This window comes from Desulfocicer vacuolatum DSM 3385 (assembly GCF_900176365.1).
GTDB classification, from domain to species: Bacteria; Desulfobacterota; Desulfobacteria; order Desulfobacterales; family Desulfobacteraceae; genus Desulfocicer; species Desulfocicer vacuolatum.
This window is the reverse complement of sequence record NZ_FWXY01000040.1, coordinates 1-15,606: the sequence shown is the minus strand read 5'-3', so window position 1 is coordinate 15,606 and position 15,606 is coordinate 1. Positions and strand designations below refer to the sequence as shown.

Here is a 15,606-nt window from a genome sequence, read left to right as displayed (position 1 = left end):
TTGACCTCCTTTCGCATTTGTATGTTATGGGAATCATTATACCGCGAATGGTGATTCAACAAAACCTTTTTGGTTCTGGCTTGTCCAGGTTAGGGTTTGTACTCATTTTTTTCTCCTGTATTGATTACACAATCCTATTGTTTATATTTTCAGGCAGTTTTTCGACAAATGTCCGTATTTCATCTCTGATTTTTCGATAGCAATCCAATTGCCGTTCCTCATTTTCACCCTTTGCTGCAAGCGCCTGGGCCATTTTGGGTGGATCGTCAAAGCCGACATGGATAACCTTGCACCGGGGCGGGAAATAAGGACAGGTTTCATGGGCGTTGCCGCAGACCGTGATCACTGCATCCAGCTCCGTATCCCTAAACTCATCTACCAGTTTTGATTTGCGGTTTGCGATATCTACACCGGCTTCAGCCATCACCTTTACAGCATTGGGGTTAAGACCGTGTGTTTCAACACCGGCTGAATACACCTCAATACGGTCACCTTTTAATTTACGGGTCCAGCCTTCGGCCATCTGGCTCCGGCATGAATTCCCCGTGCAGAGGAATAGTAGTTTGAATTTTTCGCTCATAAATTACCTTTCCTTTATTTTTATACTTTGGCGCAATGACCGCCATTTCTTTGTTTACGGCTTAAGTTTTCACAGGGGACACACAGTATTTTCTCCAATGCTTTCAGATCCTGTGTTACCTGTGTCGTGTTTTCAACTTTTCGATTAATCCACTTGAAAAGAGGAGCTAACGAAGACTCGTCCCTGTTTAACCGGAAATATACCCATCTTCCCTGTTTACGGTTTTCAAGCACGCCAGCATTCACCATCTGGCTCAAGTGACGGGATGCCGTTGCCCCTGCAACCTTTAAAAATTCGGTGATCTGGCAGGCGCATAATTCCTCGTGCACCAAAAGGACACTCAATATCCTCAGCCTGTTTTTGTCTGATATCGCTTTAAGCACAGCCAGTGTTTTATCCATAAAATAACACCAATCTCAATTCATGATTAGCCAAATGGCTAATTAATATAGCCGATATTCATCTTTGAATCAATAAAAAATTATAGTCTAACGATTTTTTAACCCCTAATATTGTTGGGTTATGACAATGTTAATAGAGCTTGATGACTATAAAACTATTTTTTTCTCATAGCGCTTGACAATGATTATATGAATCTATATATTCCGTTTCGACGATTTAAAAAGGAGAAAGACATGGTGTCTGTAACACAAATTAAAGTTGCTAAGCATAAGACCGGCCTTGTCGGTTTTGAAGAGACACTGAAGGATGTGTCGGATATGGGGCACTGTCTGATCACGATATTGCTTCTGAGATGACTAAGCAGCTGTCAAAGAAAAACTACATCCCCTCCGGGGCATATGAACAATACGAAAAAGCCCTTATCCGTGAATACAAAAAATTTGTGGGAGATCCGGTCCCCCCGGAGCCATTGGAAGAGATAGAAATCAAGGTGCTGGGAGCCGGGTGCCCGAATTGTGACAGGCTTGAGATGACATTGATGGAATTGATAAAGGAAATGGGTGTTGAAGCGGACCTCGAACATGTCACAGACATGAAAGAAATTGCAGGCTACGGGGGCGCATTCCCATTTTCCCGGTTATGCCGCTGGCACTGGATTATGTGTGTTTGCCATCTGCTTCAGGCAGTTCCAACGTCCAGCTTTATAAAACGATCGCAGCATAATCATTTTTTCTGCATTCTCCTGATATCAAGAGATGCATGGGCCTTTAGGGAGTCAGCAGCTTTCAATTTACCGTTTATCCGATATGCCACCCATAAAATATGGCTGTCTGAGTTTTGTAAGTGGTAAATCAGTAAGATCTGACTCCCTTAAGACGTAAATTCACCACTCTCCGAATTGAACTTTCAATAGCACCGCTGCCAATGGGCAAGCTCAACGCTTTTACGGTTGAGAAATCAAGTCTCTTTTCATTGCGCACAAAATAATCCCGTTCCGTCTTGATAGCCTTACTGTTTCTGCCTCTGCAAAGTTTCTGGACGGCCTGTACTACTTCAACTGCCTTTCCTTTAAGCAGGCGCCCTCGTTGTTTCGACACCCAGCGTTTGCGCTCCTTGGACGACCAAGTCTTCCTTAAGCCTGCTACTGTACCCAAATGTTCCACGGCATGGTAAAAATCAAAAAGTTCATACACCCGCTTAGGATCCAAACCCAATGCTTTTACCAGTCCGGGGATTCGATTCCAAATCCAATGCGCTCCATCTGCAACAAACAGTATTTTGTCTGAGTCCTGAATATGAAGGGAGCTCAAATACCCCCTTAACAAGTGGAATACACCATCCGGACCGTTGAAACAGCCATCAATAAATGGTGAGAAGCTTTTCTCTTGCTTTTCCTGGGCATCCACTACATAAATGATCAAAAGCTTGGGTTCTCGCCATGCACCACGAAATCGGGTTCTATCTTTTTTGGTTTTTGGACTCCTTTTCTTTTCTCTGAGCCGTGTACGTCCACCATCAGTGCTGATAACGACTCGCCGACCCTCAAGTAAGTCTCCATCATTTAATGGAATTCGACCCGCTTGTTGCTCGGATCGAGCCCGCTCTGCGTATCGATAGGTCAATTTACGGATAACCTTTAGATCCAACGTCATACCACGGTCACAAAGCACTTGACGGACTTCTTCAAAAGAACTCAATAAGGCCGACCAAGAACTCACCATAGAAGCCAGAGCAGGCGAACAGCGATCATGGATTCCAAGAAGGATTAAACCAGCGTATGCACCTTTATATCTTTTCCCATTGCGGCGGTCACAGGATCTTCTATAGTATCGTACACGTATATCAACCGAGCTACCTGTACAAAGCTGAATCCAAACGGTCTCAAACCCTTCGCTTTTCATCCGCCCCGGCCAACTGGACATCAATTCTTTTTCCTGATTGGCCTGTTCAGAGGAATCTACTGAGGTTTGGATCTTTTTTTTAAAAGCAAGGCGCTTATCCGATTTGTATACTCAAGGATTTCCAGCTCCATCTGTTCCAATTCTTTAGCGTTACGAACCAAGCGGGTTGGATCTTCTTCCAGTTCTTTAAGGCAAGCAAGGACTTCATCAACTGTATTACATTCTTCAGCTTTTTTCATCAGCACAATCCATTTATGTTTATTTCAGCAGAGCAGAGGATATCATGTTTTTTGCTCTAAAAGATAGACCTTTTTAAAACCGGGAAAATGGGAATGCGCCCTTTTCAATCATCCATAACGAAAGTTTAATATCAGACTAATTAAATATAAATCTTTCTTTTGTAAACATGTTACCTAATAAAACGAGTTGCGGCCAGATATTACAGCCGGATTTAGAAATAGATAATTCGCAGGAGAAAAGAAAATGGGAGTCAGAAATATAAACAGCCTGAGACAAAATACTTCAGACATTGTTTCGGCAATTATTACAGACAAACTCAGCATGGTTTATCCGAACGGGACAAAGGCAGTTGATAATGTCAGCCTTGATATTAAGAACGGTGATTTTATTTCCATCATCGGCTCATCCGGTGCCGGCAAATCTTCTTTTTTGCGGATATTTAACCGCCTCATTAAGCCGACAAGCGGTACCGTCACCCTGTTGGGTGAAGATATCACTTCGGTGAACGGCCGCAAGAAAACCGGTGTGAGAAGAAAGGTCGGCATGATTTTTCAACAATTTCACCTTGTAAGGCGTCTTAGTGTAATTCAAAACGTGCTGGTCGGCAGGCTTCGGTTCAATTCCACACCCTGTTCAAAAACAAAAAGTCTCTGTAGTATTTTTAATAATGAGGATAAGGAATTTGCCTTCGACTGCCTTAAACAGGTCGGCATTGCGCATCTCGCTTTTCATCGGGCGGATACGCTCTCCGGCGGCCAGCAGCAACGGGTCGCCATTGCAAGAACCCTTGCTCAGGAACCGGAGATATTCTTGGCTGATGAACCCATCGCAAGTCTTGACCCCCACAGTGCAGAGGTTGTTATGGATATTCTTCTTAAAATCCATGAGACGCGAAATATCCCGGTCCTGGTCAATATCCACCACATTGATTTTGCCAGACGTTACGGCAAGAGGATCCTGGGTATGAAACAGGGCGGAATTGTGTTTGACGGCACATCCACTGACCTCACAGAAGATGAAGTCACCAATATATACGGCGCAAAAATCAATGAGGCATTCGGCGAGGAGTGTCTCATGGTCGCAAATTATGTTTAAACAGGCATGGAAAAATTTAAAAATATTACTCAAAAGGAGAAAAAATGCGTAAATTACTTTTAGCTCTCATGGTTACAACTTTGTTGTGTGCGTTTTCAAACCCGCTCATTGCCGGAAACGGTTGGCCTAAAAAAATCAAAATCGGTTTCATTCCAACCGAAGGTGGGTCGGGAAGCCTTGAACGCTTCAAGCCCCTGACCGACTTTCTGGAGTCAGCCCTTGGTATGGAGATTGAACCGTTTTCTGCCTCGGACTATGCGGGAATCATCACCGCCATGGCGCACAAGCACATTGATTTTGCCTATTTCGGACCGAAATCTTACATCGAAGCCGCAGAAAAGGCCAATGCAGAGGCACTGGTTCTTGAGCTGAATGATAAGGGCATGGCCGGTTACACTGGTCTTCTGATCACCCAGGCAAATTCTAAAATTAAAACCATTGATGATATTAAGGACAAGACATTCTGTTTCACTGACCCCAACTCCACTTCCGGCTACCTTGTACCGAATGTGCTTTTTGCACGGGATTTAAAAGTCGATCCTAACAAGTATTTCTCCAAGGTGAGTTTTTCCGGTGCCCATGGTAACTCTATTCTTGCCGTCAAAAACGGCAAAATTGAGGTTGCGGCCACCAACGATATCGACCTGAACAGAATGATTGAGAAAGGCCAGGTTTCCATGAATGATTTCAGAATTCTCTGGAGATCAGAGCTTATCCCCGGGGCGCCGATGGCAGCCAGAAAAGACCTTCCAACCAGCCTCAAGGCCGCTTTCACCGGTGCTATGCTTATGTTCAACGAGCTTCCGGGTGCCAAAGAAAAACTTCAAAACGGCGGATACCGTTACACCAACGATGCAACCTATGATGTTATCCGCTACATGAAACGTTTAAAAAATGAGCTTGCAGCTAAAAACTAAGTAGTTGCCAGCGCTTTTTCATCCCCGTAAAGCGGGTTTGAGGATGGAAAAGCGCTTCAGATCCCCGAAAAAAACATCATTTTTTTAGGATAGTCAATTGAACACAACAACAGCAACGCTTCAAGATCTTATGCCCCAAAGGGGCATGCTTCCCAAACTTGCACGGACAGCGCTCTGGCTGATTACCCTGGTTGTCCTGGCGGTAACCTATGTTTACTGCAGCATTGATCCTGTCAAACTGATTGAAAAAAGGGAAAACGGAATCGCCTACCTCTTTGGCCATGAGGTTACACAGGCTGACCGGGACTCTGCCAGAAGACAGGCGAAAAAATTGCCCAAAATTATCATAGAGCAGGAGGTATCCCGAACCGTTCGGCAGGCCATGAAAAAAGAGGGCATAGATAACCCCATAGAATTCTCCACCCGGGTCGCTGCCGTTGCTAAAACAGAGCTTGCCCAAATGGACCCTGCCAAAAAAGAAAAAATCATGGAAGAGGAGTTCGCAAGACTCCTTGATGAAAAGAGAGGCGGCTATTTTCCGCCGGAAATACGGCCCGATAAGCTTTACATGTACACAAAATCCCTCATCGAAACCATTGCCATGGCCATTTGGGGGACACTTTTTGCCTTTGTTGTAGCGGTACCCCTTTCGATGTTTGCCGCCAGAAACACGCTCAAACTTTTTATTTCAAGCAACAGCGGACGGGCCAACGCCCTCCGGGAAATCATCTGGTTTTTCATGCGGCGCCTGCTTGATTTCTGCCGAGGGTTCAACGAGTTCGTTATGGCACTCATATTTGTCGCCGTCATCGGTCTCGGCCCTTTTGCAGGGGTATTGGCCCTTGCCATACATACCTTTGGGGTGCTCGGCAAGGTGTTCAGCGAAGGCATCGAGACCATTGATCCGGGGCAGGTGGAGGCGGTGGAGGCCAGCGGTGCAAGCCCTGTGCAGATAATCGCATTTGCGGTTCTTCCCCAGGTGATGCCCCTTATCGTCAGCTACAGCCTGCTCCGGTTTGAATCCAACGTGAGAAGCGCCAGCATCCTGGGGTTTGTGGGCGCAGGGGGAATCGGCTATCTCATTTTTGACAAAATTAACGGTTATATGTACCGGGAAGTATGCACCATTATGCTGCTGGTGATCTTCACCGTAACCGTCATCGATTACCTGTGCGGAATACTAAGAAAGAAATTTGTTTAATCAAAAGAGTTGCCCGTTGCAAATACGGGTTAGGAGTTGTTAAAAAATGTCAAACATGTTTTGCTTGACTGACGCAAAATTCGTCACTCCGGAGGGTGTCGTGGAAGGCACCCTCACGGTCCGTGACGGAAAAATTGATGACCTGGCCCCAAAAAGCCCTTCCGGAAATTTTGAAACCATTGATTGTGCCGGTGATTACATCATCCCGGGGCTCATTGAACTGCATACCGATAATCTTGAGGGCGATTTCCAGCCACGCCCCGGCGTGATATGGCCTTCCCGCATGCTGGCCTTGCACTCCCATGATTCAAGCCTCATCTCCTCGGGGATCACCACAGTGCTTGACTCTGTTTCCTGTGGCCAGTTCGAGGAATCAAAACTCAGGCACGAGATGCTCACCATGTCCATTGCCGCCATCAAGGAGAGCAAACAAAAGGGACTTCTGCGGGCCGATCACCTCCTGCACCTGCGTTGTGAGGTCTGTGATCCCTATGTGATGGACATGTTTCTGCCCCATGTGGATGAGCCCAACCTGAAACTGGTCTCCCTTATGGATCATACTCCGGGGCAACGGCAGTTCTGTAATATTGACAAGTACAAAGAGTATTACAAGCTGGAAAAACTCTCCGAAGAAGAGTTTGGAAGGATTAAAGACGAGCTTGTTTTCCAGCAGGATAAAAATGCCGATGTTTACCGGCAGGAAATTATCCGGCTCTGCCACGCGCGCAACATTCCTCTGGCAAGCCATGATGATACCACCCCGGAACATGTATACCAGGCAAAGAATGAGGGCCTTGTGCTCTCTGAATTTCCAACTACGGTTGAAGCGGCGCAGCAGGCCAAAAAACATGGCCTTGGCATCATCATGGGGGCGCCCAATGTGGTCAGAAACGGATCCCACTCCGGTAATGTTTCGGCACGGGAACTGGCCAGGCAAGGGCTTTTGAATATTCTCTCCTCAGACTATGTGCCGGTAAGCCTTCTCCACGGCGCCTATCTTCTCCACTCAGAGGTCGGGCTGGACCTCCATGATGCCTTTGCCACGGTAACCGCAAATCCGGCAAAATTCCTCGGTCTTGATGACCGGGGTACTATTGAGGCCGGCAGGTTGGCAGACCTGGCCAGGATCTCCATTATTGGTGATACGCCCATGGTCCGGTCGGTCTGGCGCGCCGGAAAAAATGTTTTTTAAACTGGAAAAAATTTGAACATGAAAACACTCTATACTACAGAAGAAAAACAAAACTGGATGAGGCTTCTTGCCCTCTCTCCCACCGGAATGCTTGAACGCCAACTGAACATGCTCGAACGCGTTCCGGGCTACAAATTTCTAAAGCAGCCCGAGGTCGGACTGGCCATGATACAGGCCAGGGCCTGCGGTAATGGAAAGCCCTTTAACTTTGGAGAAATTCCCCTGACTCGGTGCGTCGTATCTATGGGCGGATATACTGGCTACGGATACGTTTCCGGGAGAAAAAAACGTCATGCAGTGATGATGGCCGTTTTTGACGCCCTTCTACAGGATCCTGAACACCATGAAGACCTGCAAAAAAGCCTGCTTGAACCCATTGCAAAGAAACTGGAGGAAAAGAAACAGCAAAAGGCCCAAGAGACCGGTTCAACAAAGGTTGATTTTTTTACCATGGTACGGGGAGAGGACAATTGATGGAAAATGCAGCCCATAAACGGCAAGAGATCCCGGCTGGCTCAAATGCGCCTTTCGGGGCCGGGTTCACAGACCCGGTTTTTGACAGCCAGAAGGTATTTAAGATTATCATGGACGCCATGGCCTCACCCGGGTCGGTGAAGAATGTGGATGTGCCCTGCGATAATCCGGCTGCCATTCATCCGGCGACGGCGGCTGTCTGCCTGACACTTTTTGACAGCGACACCCGGGTGTGGCTGTCTGATTCCGGCAAACAGCTTGCGGACTGGCTCAAATTTCATTGCGGCTGTCCGATCGTGAAAAACACAGAGGCTGCAAAAGCCGACTTCGCCATAATAACCAAGGAGTCACCTTTTCCCGGGCTGGATATCTTTCCGGTGGGCACACCGGAATGCCCTGATAAGTCAGCCACCATCATTTTTGAGGCCCAAAGTCTCCAAAAAGGTGTGAACTACCGGGCAACAGGCCCTGGTATCATGGAGGCAAATCATTTTTCAGTGACGGGGTTAAAAGGGGAACTGATCGATTACATGGAAGGTAATAAAACCATATTCCCCATGGGGGTTGATGCCGTGGTAACCGGTGAGACATCCCTTGTCTGTTTAACAAGAACAACAAGCATCAGGAATCTTAAAATATGTACGTAGCAGTAAAAGGCGGTGAAAGGGCCATAAAAAACGCCCACAAAGCCCTGGGAAAAAAAAGGCGGGGCGATGTAGGCGTAAAGGAACTTTCCGTAAGGCAGATACAGGAACAGCTTCCCCACGCGGTGGACAGGGTGATGACCGAAGGCTCACTTTACGACCCCGAGCTTGCAGCCCTTGCCATAAAGCAGGCCTGCGGGGATCTCATCGAGGGGATATTCCTGCTCCGGGCCTACCGGACAACGCTTCCCCGCTTTATCTCCACCCGGCCCATAAACACCGATAAAATTGATATAACACGGCGGATTTCAGCCGCTTTCAAGGATGCTCCCGGCGGCCAGATGCTGGGGCCGACCTTTGACTATACCCACCGTTTGCTCGATTTTTCCCTTTTGGAAGAAAAAGAACCTGAAGAGGATTGCGCCGGGGATTGCGGGGAGGACAGAGAAGATAACCCGCCCATTTCAAGAATCGTGGATTTTCTCGATAAGGAAGGACTGGTTGAAAAGCTGGCCGACCGGACCAAATATGAACTGCCGGGTGATTTGACCAGGGAACCGCTTCTGTTCCCCGTGGACCGGGATGTGCGGCTTCAAAACCTTGTCCGGGCCGATGAGGGATTTATCCTCTCCATGGGATATTCCAGCGAAAGGGGCTTTGCTTCCACAGGCGGACACCCCTTTGTGGTTGAGCTGCGGGTGGGTGAAGTGGACGTTGAAATTGTCCCTGAGGAATTGGGATTTACCGTTTGTATCGGAGAGATAACCGTCACGGAGGGGGATGTGGTTTCCGTCTACAGCGGCTCTGATAAAGCGCCTCCCCAGTTTGCCCGGGGTTACGGATTGGTTTTTGGTTACGGAGAGCGAAAGGTGATTTCCATGGCCCAGGTGGATAGGGCACTCAGATGCCGAGAGCTCGGCGAGGATATCGAAAGCCCTGTGCAGGACGAAGAATTTGTTCTCTCCCACTCCGATAATGTGCAGGCCACAGGTTTTGTTGAACACCTGAAACTTCCCCACCATGTTGATTTTCAGGGTGAACTTGAAGTCCTCAGGCGCATGAGAGACGAATGGGAAGTACGAGTTGAAAAGAGGAAACGTCTCATGGACCAGACAGCGCAAAACGATAAAGGGCAAGGGGAAACATGCAACGTAATGTAAATAATGATACAGAAGCCTTGCTTTCGGATATAGCAAAAATAGAAAACGAACCAGGTTACAATCACGCGTTTCTCGATGAGCAGACCAAACGAATGGTCCGCAGGGCCATCTTAAAAGCCGTGGCCATCCCCGGCTATCAGGTGCCCTTTTCAAGCCGCGAAATGCCCATGCCCTACGGCTGGGGTACCGGCGGAATTCAGATCACCGCCTCAATTATCGGTAAAGCGGATGTGCTAAAAGTGATTGACCAGGGTGCTGACGACACCACCAACGCCGTCTCCATCCGCGGATTCTTTGCCAAAATGGCCGGGGTTGCCACAACAGAGAAAACCAGTGAGGCGACCATCATCCAGACCAGGCACAGAATCCCGGAGGATAAATTGACCAGGGCTCACACCATGGTGTACCAGGTGCCCGTCCCGGAACCCCTCAGGTGGGTTGAACCCAGGGAGACCGAAACACGAAAGATGCACGCCCATTCGGAATACGGCGCCATGCACGTGAAGCTTTACGAGGACATTGCCCGGCACGGCCGGATTGCCACCAGCTTTGATTATCCGGCCCTGGTTGATGGGGGATATATCATCTCTCCTTCACCCATCCCCAAATTTGATAACCCAAAACTTGATATGAGCCCGGCCCTCCAGCTTTTCGGGGCCGGACGCGAGCAGAGAATTTATGCCATCCCTCCCTACACCAAGGTCACAAGCCTCGATTTTGAAGACTACCCCTTTGAAGTGCAGAAATGGGAAGATTGCTGCGGCCTCTGCGGGGCAACCACCAGTTACCTTGACGAGATCATCCTAAATGATGACGGCGACAAGATGTTTGTCTGCTCTGACAGCGACTACTGCCAGCGTCGTTGTGAAGCAGGGCATAAAGGGCCTTTTGCGGATGACAGGATTTCAGATGAACAAGGAGAGAGAAATGCGAGTTAGAAAAAGACTAAAACAAACGCCTCTTTTACAGGTACAAAATATCAGCAAATTTTACGGTGACCTGGCCGCATGCCTCAACATCTCCCTTGATCTCTACCCGGGCGAGATTTTGGCGATTGTGGGCGAGTCGGGTTCAGGCAAATCAACCCTTCTCAATTGCATTTCCGGCAAAACAGGTATTAACGCGGGAGAGGTGCGCTACCGCTCACGAAACAACGGAACAATTGATGTTCACGGGGCCAAGGAGCCGGTCAGAAGGCATCTGGCCAGAACGGAATGGGGCTATGTCCACCAGAATCCCCGGGACGGACTGAGGGGCAATGTCAGTGCCGGAGCCAATATCGGCGAACGTCTGATGGGAACCGGCAGCCGCCATTACGGCGAAATCAGAAGCCAGGCGGAACAATGGCTGGAACGGGTTGAAATTGATCCCTGCAGAATTGATCACCAGCCCAGAACCTTCTCCGGCGGAATGCAGCAGCGGCTGCAGATCGCAAGAAACCTTGTCTCGGGACCCAGTCTTATTTTCATGGACGAACCCACGGGCGGACTTGATGTCTCAGTCCAGGCAAAGCTGCTTGACCTGCTGCGAAATATCACGGCGGATCTGGGACTGGCCGTTGTTCTGGTGACCCATGACCTTGGTGTGGCGAGGCTTCTGGCCCACAGGATTATGGTGATGAAGCGCGGTCAAGTGGTGGAGACGGGGTTAACGGACCAGGTCCTTGATGATCCCCATCATCCATACACCCAGCTTCTGGTGTCCTCGATTCTTGTATAGATTCCTGCTTAACTACGTGAGGTTACAATAATGATTAAAATGATAGAGGTCCTCGGCCTTGAAAAGAGGTTCATCCTCCATAACCAGGGCGGGGCCGTCATTGATGTGTTTGAAAAATTGAATTTTAAGGTTGAAAAGGGGCAGTGCGTGGCACTTTTTGGCCGGTCCGGTTCCGGCAAGTCAACCCTTCTGCGTTCGTTATACGCCAATTACAAGCCGGTTTCAGGCGCTGTAAACATCCGCCACGATAACGAAATGATCGATATCACCCGGGCGACGCCAAGGCTGGTAGTTGAAATCAGAAAGCATACCATGGGCTATGTAAGTCAGTTTTTACGGGTGATCCCGAGGGTGTCCACCTTTGACATCGTTGCCTCTGCCCACCGTGAGGTATACGGGGATGAAAGCGGGGCAACGCTCCGGGCAAAAGAGCTTCTGGAAAGGCTCAATATCCCCCAAAGACTCTGGTCACTGGCGCCGGCAACCTTTTCCGGCGGCGAACAGCAGCGGGTAAATATTGCCAGGGGATTTGCCGTGAAATACCCGATTCTCCTGCTTGATGAACCAACAGCCTCCCTTGATGCGGCAAACCGAATGGTTGTGGTTGAATTGATTGAAGAGGCAAAAAAAGAAGGGACTGCCGTGGTTGGTATTTTCCATGATGATGAGGTGCGTGAAGCGGTATCAAACAAAATTGTCGAGATGGGAGCTGCATAAAAATGACCGTGGATGTTACCAGATCCCGTTATGCCGTCTACTTTGCCCCGGACGAAAAGGGCAGGCCCGGCCGTTTCGGCCGGCTATGGCTGGGGCGGACAGCCCGGAAAATGGAGGATGGGAAACCAGGGGCAGACCTTACAGAAGCGCAGTATCAAAAAATCATCAATGCGCCGAAACATTACGGTTTCCACGGCACTTTGAAAGCCCCTTTTGAACTTCATTCAGATTATAAGTTCCATGATCTGGATGCAGCATTAACTGAGTTCAGTCTCAGGTTTCCGGCCTTTGCCATTAAGTCATTTGAATTAGAGACCATAGGGGATTTCATCGCCCTTGTGCCGGGGGAAGAACCCAAACAACTCCGCCAGCTGCACACAAGACTGACCGAGGAGTTCAACCAACTGAACGCCCCCCTGTCTGACTATGACAGGGAGCGTTTTCTTGCCCGCGGCCTGTCCGGCCGGGAAGAGGAATATCTTTTCCGTTACAGCTATCCTTTTGTTTTGGACGCTTTCAAATTCCACTTAACCCTCACGGGCAACCTGGCAGAGGATGAAAAAAACGCCTGCTTCAGATTGCTGGGCAAAATGACAGCAAGTTTCAGGGATGAGGGTCTCTGTGTTGATCGAATTTCCCTCTTTCAGCAGCAGACAAGAAATGATCCGTTTTTTATGATCAAAGACTACCGCCTCCGGGGGGAGTCATGAAAATGTTTATGGATCCCGTATCCACACCGGAGCGGACAAAAATATCCGGGGGAAAATCCGCCTCCGGCAGACTCTTTTACTTCATGGGCCCGTCGGGTGTTGGCAAGGATACAATTCTCAACACTCTGCGGGAGATAAAAAATGGTGAAGTCTTCTTTGCGACCCGGTATATCACCCGTCCTGTAACAGACGGAGGGGAAACCCATATAGAACTATCAAAGGAGACATTTCAAAAGAAGCGGCAGGAAGGTTTTTTTGCCTTTGCCTGGCAAAGCCACGGATTCTTCTACGGTATCTCTGCCCGAATATTTTCCATTATGGATGAGGGCTGGGATGTTATCGTGAACGGTTCAAGAGGCTATTTCCCTAAAGCGGAAAAGGTTTTCCCGGATATTATTCCTGTACTCGTCACCGCCTCCGAGGCCACGGTTCTGCAGCGCCTTAAAACAAGGGGACGGGAACCGGAGGCTGAAATAAACAGACGTCTGCATAGATTGAAAAATTTTTCAATCGACCACAAAAGCCTCATTCCCATTGAGAATGAATCTACCCCTGAAGCTGCGGCAAACCTGTTTTTAAGTAAAGCCCAAAGAAAAACCAGTGATGCTCGGTTAGATTCTTGCATGTTTGAAAAATAATATAAAATACTTGATTTATTAGGAAATTGGAGTTGATTAAGCGTTTCTGATTATAATGGATTTGGGGGACTGGTGTCGGGGACAGTAAAATAAGCTGGAAAGATTGATCTTTTGTAACAAAACTGAATCGCCAAACACAACTTTTAACAAAAGGATTTATGATGACTCCAGCTTCAGATACCACCCCCCGCATGAATCGAACTATTTGTATGCACTTTTGTCAAGCACAATATTACATCCTTATCCAACATCCAATGCAATTCCGGATGGTAGTCGACTTGGCAATCAAGGAAAATCCTGAGCTTTTTCCCGCTAAAATCAGTTCCGGTTACAAAATGAAAGAGATTAGATTCTCAAAAAAAATGAAAATAAAAACCAGAAGAGTGTTGGTGGCCGGTGTCAGCTATACCATCAGGCCGTCTTTTGTCATGCCATATATGACTGGGTTTGTAGAAGACGTTGAAAGTCCTCTGTTTTTACGTAAGTTTGCAGTTCCGTTTTGGGCTCTGAGCCACTGCTTTGGAAAGAATCCCATGTTTTGGTATCGACTTGAAGCATCCCTTGGCAGGAACAGTCTTTTGGGAACTACCATCAAATCAGCAGAACATTTACCCCGGCACCTTTCTGTTGATGAAAAGCACACCCGGCTATTGGGTAATAAAACCTACATTGCTACGACCGCCGGAAGTGGCTGTATTTTAGGAGCCAGTGTTTCTGAAAGTGCCTCTGAAGAAGACCTTAAAAAGGCATACAGTGTTTTTAAGAAAGAAGCAGCATGCGTTAATCCGGAATATCGGCCAGATACCGTAAATACAGATGGATGGCTATCAACCCAAAATGCCTGGAAAAAATTATTCCCGGGAATAGCCGTGGTATCCTGCTTTTTACACATTTTCATAGGCATCCGTGACCGCTCACGCAAAAAATACAAGGAGCATTTCCTGGATGTGGCTACCAAGTTATGGGATTGCTTCAGGGCAGAGTCCAAAAGAGCATTCTCACAGAGAGTACGGAGGCTTTCCGAACGGTGTCAAAATACAAAAAATAAGATACCTGAGGTTATTTCAGATAAAATCAAAAAGCTTAAGGATAATCTGCCACAGTTTTCCCAAGCCTATGATTTTCCTGACGCACATCGAACGAGTAACATGATTGACAGGTTAATGCAGCGGATGGACCGCCATTTGTTCAGCACTCAGTATTTTCATGGCACGATAGAATCTGCCAATTTGAGCATACGTGCCTGGGCACTCCATGAGAACTGGCTGCAAAATCTTTTGATTTCAGCTTCTTTGGGAGGTTTGGGAATGGGTCCCCCAAATCCGTTATAATCAGAAAAATTTTTCCGGCAGTTTATCGGCAGCAACAAAATTAACAACATCTTTCATCGTTTGCTTGTCTTGAGTCACCATTAGTTTTGAGGTCCCGTGTGCTATGACTTTTCCAGTCCCATTGAACATTTGGGCTTCTGTAAGGAACAACGTCCGTCCTGATTTAATTCTTTTCCCGGTCACAATAACAGTTTTATCAAGGACAGGGGCGAGAAGATCCACTTTTAAATCAATTGTAACCAGTCCCTGATCCTCCTGAAGATCGCAATAGGCAGACCAATACGCTGCTGTATCAAGCACAGAGGAAAATACGCCTCCGTGAAGGCCACCAAAAGGATTCATATGATTTTTACTGATGTCGACAACTACTTTTGAAGAACCTGTATCCAGTTCAGTCACCCGCATACCCATATGGATGAAAAATGGTCCTTTGTTTATTATTTCAATAACTGATTTAATATGTTCCGGGTTCAGCGTTGACATGTTATCCCTCATTTTTAATTGATGAAATCAATTTGACACATTGTTGGGTTCTGATTTCCTACAAAAAAAAATACTAAAAACCAGAACCCCACAACCATTTATTTTTATCCCTAACCTGGACAAGCCAGAACCAAAAAGGTTTTGTTGAATCACCATTCGCGGTATAATGATTCCCATAACATACAAATGCGAAAGGAGGTCA

19 protein-coding genes are annotated in these 15,606 nt (G+C 47.5%); 14 read left to right on the top strand and 5 right to left on the bottom strand.

The features are described 5' to 3' along the window. Nucleotides 1–124: 124 nt before the first annotated feature. Both B9A32_RS20050 and B9A32_RS20045 read right to left on the bottom strand, forming a co-directional pair. A complete protein-coding gene (locus B9A32_RS20050; protein ID WP_084071796.1) occupies nucleotides 125–580 on the bottom strand; it encodes an arsenate reductase ArsC in 456 nt (151 codons plus the stop codon). A 20-nt stretch (nucleotides 581–600) separates the two neighbouring features. Then, nucleotides 601–981, bottom strand: coding sequence for an ArsR/SmtB family transcription factor (locus tag B9A32_RS20045; RefSeq protein ID WP_084071794.1), 381 nt, complete (start codon nucleotides 979–981; stop codon nucleotides 601–603). A gap of 353 nt (nucleotides 982–1,334) precedes the next feature. On the opposite strand from B9A32_RS20045, the gene B9A32_RS20040 reads away from it, so the two are divergent. Beyond that, a complete protein-coding gene (locus B9A32_RS20040; protein ID WP_084071791.1) occupies nucleotides 1,335–1,832 on the top strand; it encodes a thioredoxin family protein in 498 nt (165 codons plus the stop codon). Nucleotide 1,833: 1 nt separating this feature from the next. Here the strand turns inward: B9A32_RS20040 and B9A32_RS20035 are convergent, their stop codons facing one another. After that, nucleotides 1,834–2,883, bottom strand: a complete 1,050-nt coding sequence (locus B9A32_RS20035; RefSeq protein WP_212638038.1) for a hypothetical protein — start codon at nucleotides 2,881–2,883, stop codon at nucleotides 1,834–1,836. Nucleotides 2,884–2,939: 56 nt separating this feature from the next. After that, nucleotides 2,940–3,122, bottom strand: a complete 183-nt coding sequence (locus B9A32_RS20030) for a hypothetical protein (protein WP_084071786.1) — start codon at nucleotides 3,120–3,122, stop codon at nucleotides 2,940–2,942. Between the two features lie 244 nt (nucleotides 3,123–3,366). Between B9A32_RS20030 and phnC the strand changes: the two genes are divergently transcribed. The 13 genes from phnC to B9A32_RS22225 all read left to right on the top strand — a co-directional run bounded on the left by phnC (nucleotide 3,367) and on the right by B9A32_RS22225 (nucleotide 14,921). Then, nucleotides 3,367–4,218, top strand: coding sequence for a phosphonate ABC transporter ATP-binding protein (phnC, locus tag B9A32_RS20025; protein ID WP_084071783.1), 852 nt, complete (start codon nucleotides 3,367–3,369; stop codon nucleotides 4,216–4,218). Between the two features lie 44 nt (nucleotides 4,219–4,262). Next, on the top strand, nucleotides 4,263–5,135 hold the full coding sequence (gene phnD, locus B9A32_RS20020; protein WP_084071780.1) for a phosphonate ABC transporter substrate-binding protein: 873 nt from the start codon (nucleotides 4,263–4,265) through the stop codon (nucleotides 5,133–5,135). Between the two features lie 97 nt (nucleotides 5,136–5,232). Next, complete coding sequence (gene phnE / locus B9A32_RS20015) at nucleotides 5,233–6,336, top strand: phosphonate ABC transporter, permease protein PhnE (RefSeq protein ID WP_212638037.1); 1,104 nt, start codon at nucleotides 5,233–5,235, stop codon at nucleotides 6,334–6,336. 64 nt (nucleotides 6,337–6,400) lie between these two features. Then, nucleotides 6,401–7,528 (top strand): alpha-D-ribose 1-methylphosphonate 5-triphosphate diphosphatase, encoded by a 1,128-nt coding sequence (locus tag B9A32_RS20010; RefSeq protein ID WP_212638036.1) that lies wholly within the window; start codon nucleotides 6,401–6,403, stop codon nucleotides 7,526–7,528. A gap of 18 nt (nucleotides 7,529–7,546) precedes the next feature. Beyond that, nucleotides 7,547–8,002 carry a phosphonate C-P lyase system protein PhnG gene (phnG, locus tag B9A32_RS20005; RefSeq protein ID WP_084071774.1) on the top strand — a complete coding sequence of 152 codons (456 nt, stop codon included), beginning with the start codon at nucleotides 7,547–7,549 and terminating at the stop codon, nucleotides 8,000–8,002. After that, nucleotides 8,002–8,649 (top strand): phosphonate C-P lyase system protein PhnH, encoded by a 648-nt coding sequence (gene phnH / locus B9A32_RS20000; RefSeq protein WP_084071771.1) that lies wholly within the window; start codon nucleotides 8,002–8,004, stop codon nucleotides 8,647–8,649. The genes phnG and phnH overlap by 1 nt, the downstream gene beginning before the upstream one ends. Beyond that, nucleotides 8,640–9,806, top strand: coding sequence for a carbon-phosphorus lyase complex subunit (locus tag B9A32_RS19995; protein ID WP_084071769.1), 1,167 nt, complete (start codon nucleotides 8,640–8,642; stop codon nucleotides 9,804–9,806). Before phnH ends, B9A32_RS19995 begins: the two co-directional genes overlap by 10 nt. Further along, nucleotides 9,791–10,744 carry an alpha-D-ribose 1-methylphosphonate 5-phosphate C-P-lyase PhnJ gene (locus B9A32_RS19990; RefSeq protein ID WP_084071767.1) on the top strand — a complete coding sequence of 318 codons (954 nt, stop codon included), beginning with the start codon at nucleotides 9,791–9,793 and terminating at the stop codon, nucleotides 10,742–10,744. The genes B9A32_RS19995 and B9A32_RS19990 overlap by 16 nt, the downstream gene beginning before the upstream one ends. Then, nucleotides 10,734–11,525, top strand: coding sequence for a phosphonate C-P lyase system protein PhnK (gene phnK, locus B9A32_RS19985; RefSeq protein ID WP_084071764.1), 792 nt, complete (start codon nucleotides 10,734–10,736; stop codon nucleotides 11,523–11,525). Before B9A32_RS19990 ends, phnK begins: the two co-directional genes overlap by 11 nt. 30 nt (nucleotides 11,526–11,555) lie before the next feature. Then, the gene (gene phnL, locus B9A32_RS19980; RefSeq protein WP_084071761.1) at nucleotides 11,556–12,242 is read left to right on the top strand and encodes a phosphonate C-P lyase system protein PhnL; all 687 of its coding nucleotides are present in this window, start codon (nucleotides 11,556–11,558) and stop codon (nucleotides 12,240–12,242) included. Between the two features lie 8 nt (nucleotides 12,243–12,250). Then, entirely contained in the window at nucleotides 12,251–12,952 is a 702-nt protein-coding gene (locus tag B9A32_RS19975) for a DUF1045 domain-containing protein (protein WP_212638035.1), read from the top strand. After that, the gene (gene phnN / locus B9A32_RS19970) at nucleotides 12,949–13,590 is read left to right on the top strand and encodes a phosphonate metabolism protein/1,5-bisphosphokinase (PRPP-forming) PhnN (RefSeq protein ID WP_084071755.1); all 642 of its coding nucleotides are present in this window, start codon (nucleotides 12,949–12,951) and stop codon (nucleotides 13,588–13,590) included. Before B9A32_RS19975 ends, phnN begins: the two co-directional genes overlap by 4 nt. A gap of 278 nt (nucleotides 13,591–13,868) precedes the next feature. Beyond that, the gene (locus tag B9A32_RS22225; protein ID WP_232367249.1) at nucleotides 13,869–14,921 is read left to right on the top strand and encodes a transposase; all 1,053 of its coding nucleotides are present in this window, start codon (nucleotides 13,869–13,871) and stop codon (nucleotides 14,919–14,921) included. On the opposite strand, the gene B9A32_RS19960 is transcribed toward B9A32_RS22225, so the two are convergent. Further along, the gene (locus tag B9A32_RS19960) at nucleotides 14,922–15,404 is read right to left on the bottom strand and encodes a PaaI family thioesterase (protein ID WP_084071752.1); all 483 of its coding nucleotides are present in this window, start codon (nucleotides 15,402–15,404) and stop codon (nucleotides 14,922–14,924) included. It abuts the gene before it with no gap. Nucleotides 15,405–15,606 lie beyond the last annotated feature (202 nt).

Bases quoted from the DNA above. Each gene is read 5' to 3' on its own strand.
- B9A32_RS20050 (WP_084071796.1), bottom strand. From the start codon at position 580: ATGAGCGAAAAATTCAAACTACTATTCCTCTGCACGGGGAATTCATGC.
- B9A32_RS20045 (WP_084071794.1), bottom strand. From the start codon at position 981: ATGGATAAAACACTGGCTGTGCTTAAAGCGATATCAGACAAAAACAGG.
- B9A32_RS20040 (WP_084071791.1), top strand. From the start codon at position 1,335: ATGACTAAGCAGCTGTCAAAGAAAAACTACATCCCCTCCGGGGCATAT.
- B9A32_RS20035 (WP_212638038.1), bottom strand. From the start codon at position 2,883: ATGAAAAGCGAAGGGTTTGAGACCGTTTGGATTCAGCTTTGTACAGGT.
- B9A32_RS20030 (WP_084071786.1), bottom strand. From the start codon at position 3,122: ATGAAAAAAGCTGAAGAATGTAATACAGTTGATGAAGTCCTTGCTTGC.
- phnC (WP_084071783.1), top strand. From the start codon at position 3,367: ATGGGAGTCAGAAATATAAACAGCCTGAGACAAAATACTTCAGACATT.
- phnD (WP_084071780.1), top strand. From the start codon at position 4,263: ATGCGTAAATTACTTTTAGCTCTCATGGTTACAACTTTGTTGTGTGCG.
- phnG (WP_084071774.1), top strand. From the start codon at position 7,547: ATGAAAACACTCTATACTACAGAAGAAAAACAAAACTGGATGAGGCTT.
- phnH (WP_084071771.1), top strand. From the start codon at position 8,002: ATGGAAAATGCAGCCCATAAACGGCAAGAGATCCCGGCTGGCTCAAAT.
- B9A32_RS19995 (WP_084071769.1), top strand. From the start codon at position 8,640: ATGTACGTAGCAGTAAAAGGCGGTGAAAGGGCCATAAAAAACGCCCAC.
- B9A32_RS19990 (WP_084071767.1), top strand. From the start codon at position 9,791: ATGCAACGTAATGTAAATAATGATACAGAAGCCTTGCTTTCGGATATA.
- phnK (WP_084071764.1), top strand. From the start codon at position 10,734: ATGCGAGTTAGAAAAAGACTAAAACAAACGCCTCTTTTACAGGTACAA.
- phnL (WP_084071761.1), top strand. From the start codon at position 11,556: ATGATTAAAATGATAGAGGTCCTCGGCCTTGAAAAGAGGTTCATCCTC.
- phnN (WP_084071755.1), top strand. From the start codon at position 12,949: ATGAAAATGTTTATGGATCCCGTATCCACACCGGAGCGGACAAAAATA.
- B9A32_RS19960 (WP_084071752.1), bottom strand. From the start codon at position 15,404: ATGTCAACGCTGAACCCGGAACATATTAAATCAGTTATTGAAATAATA.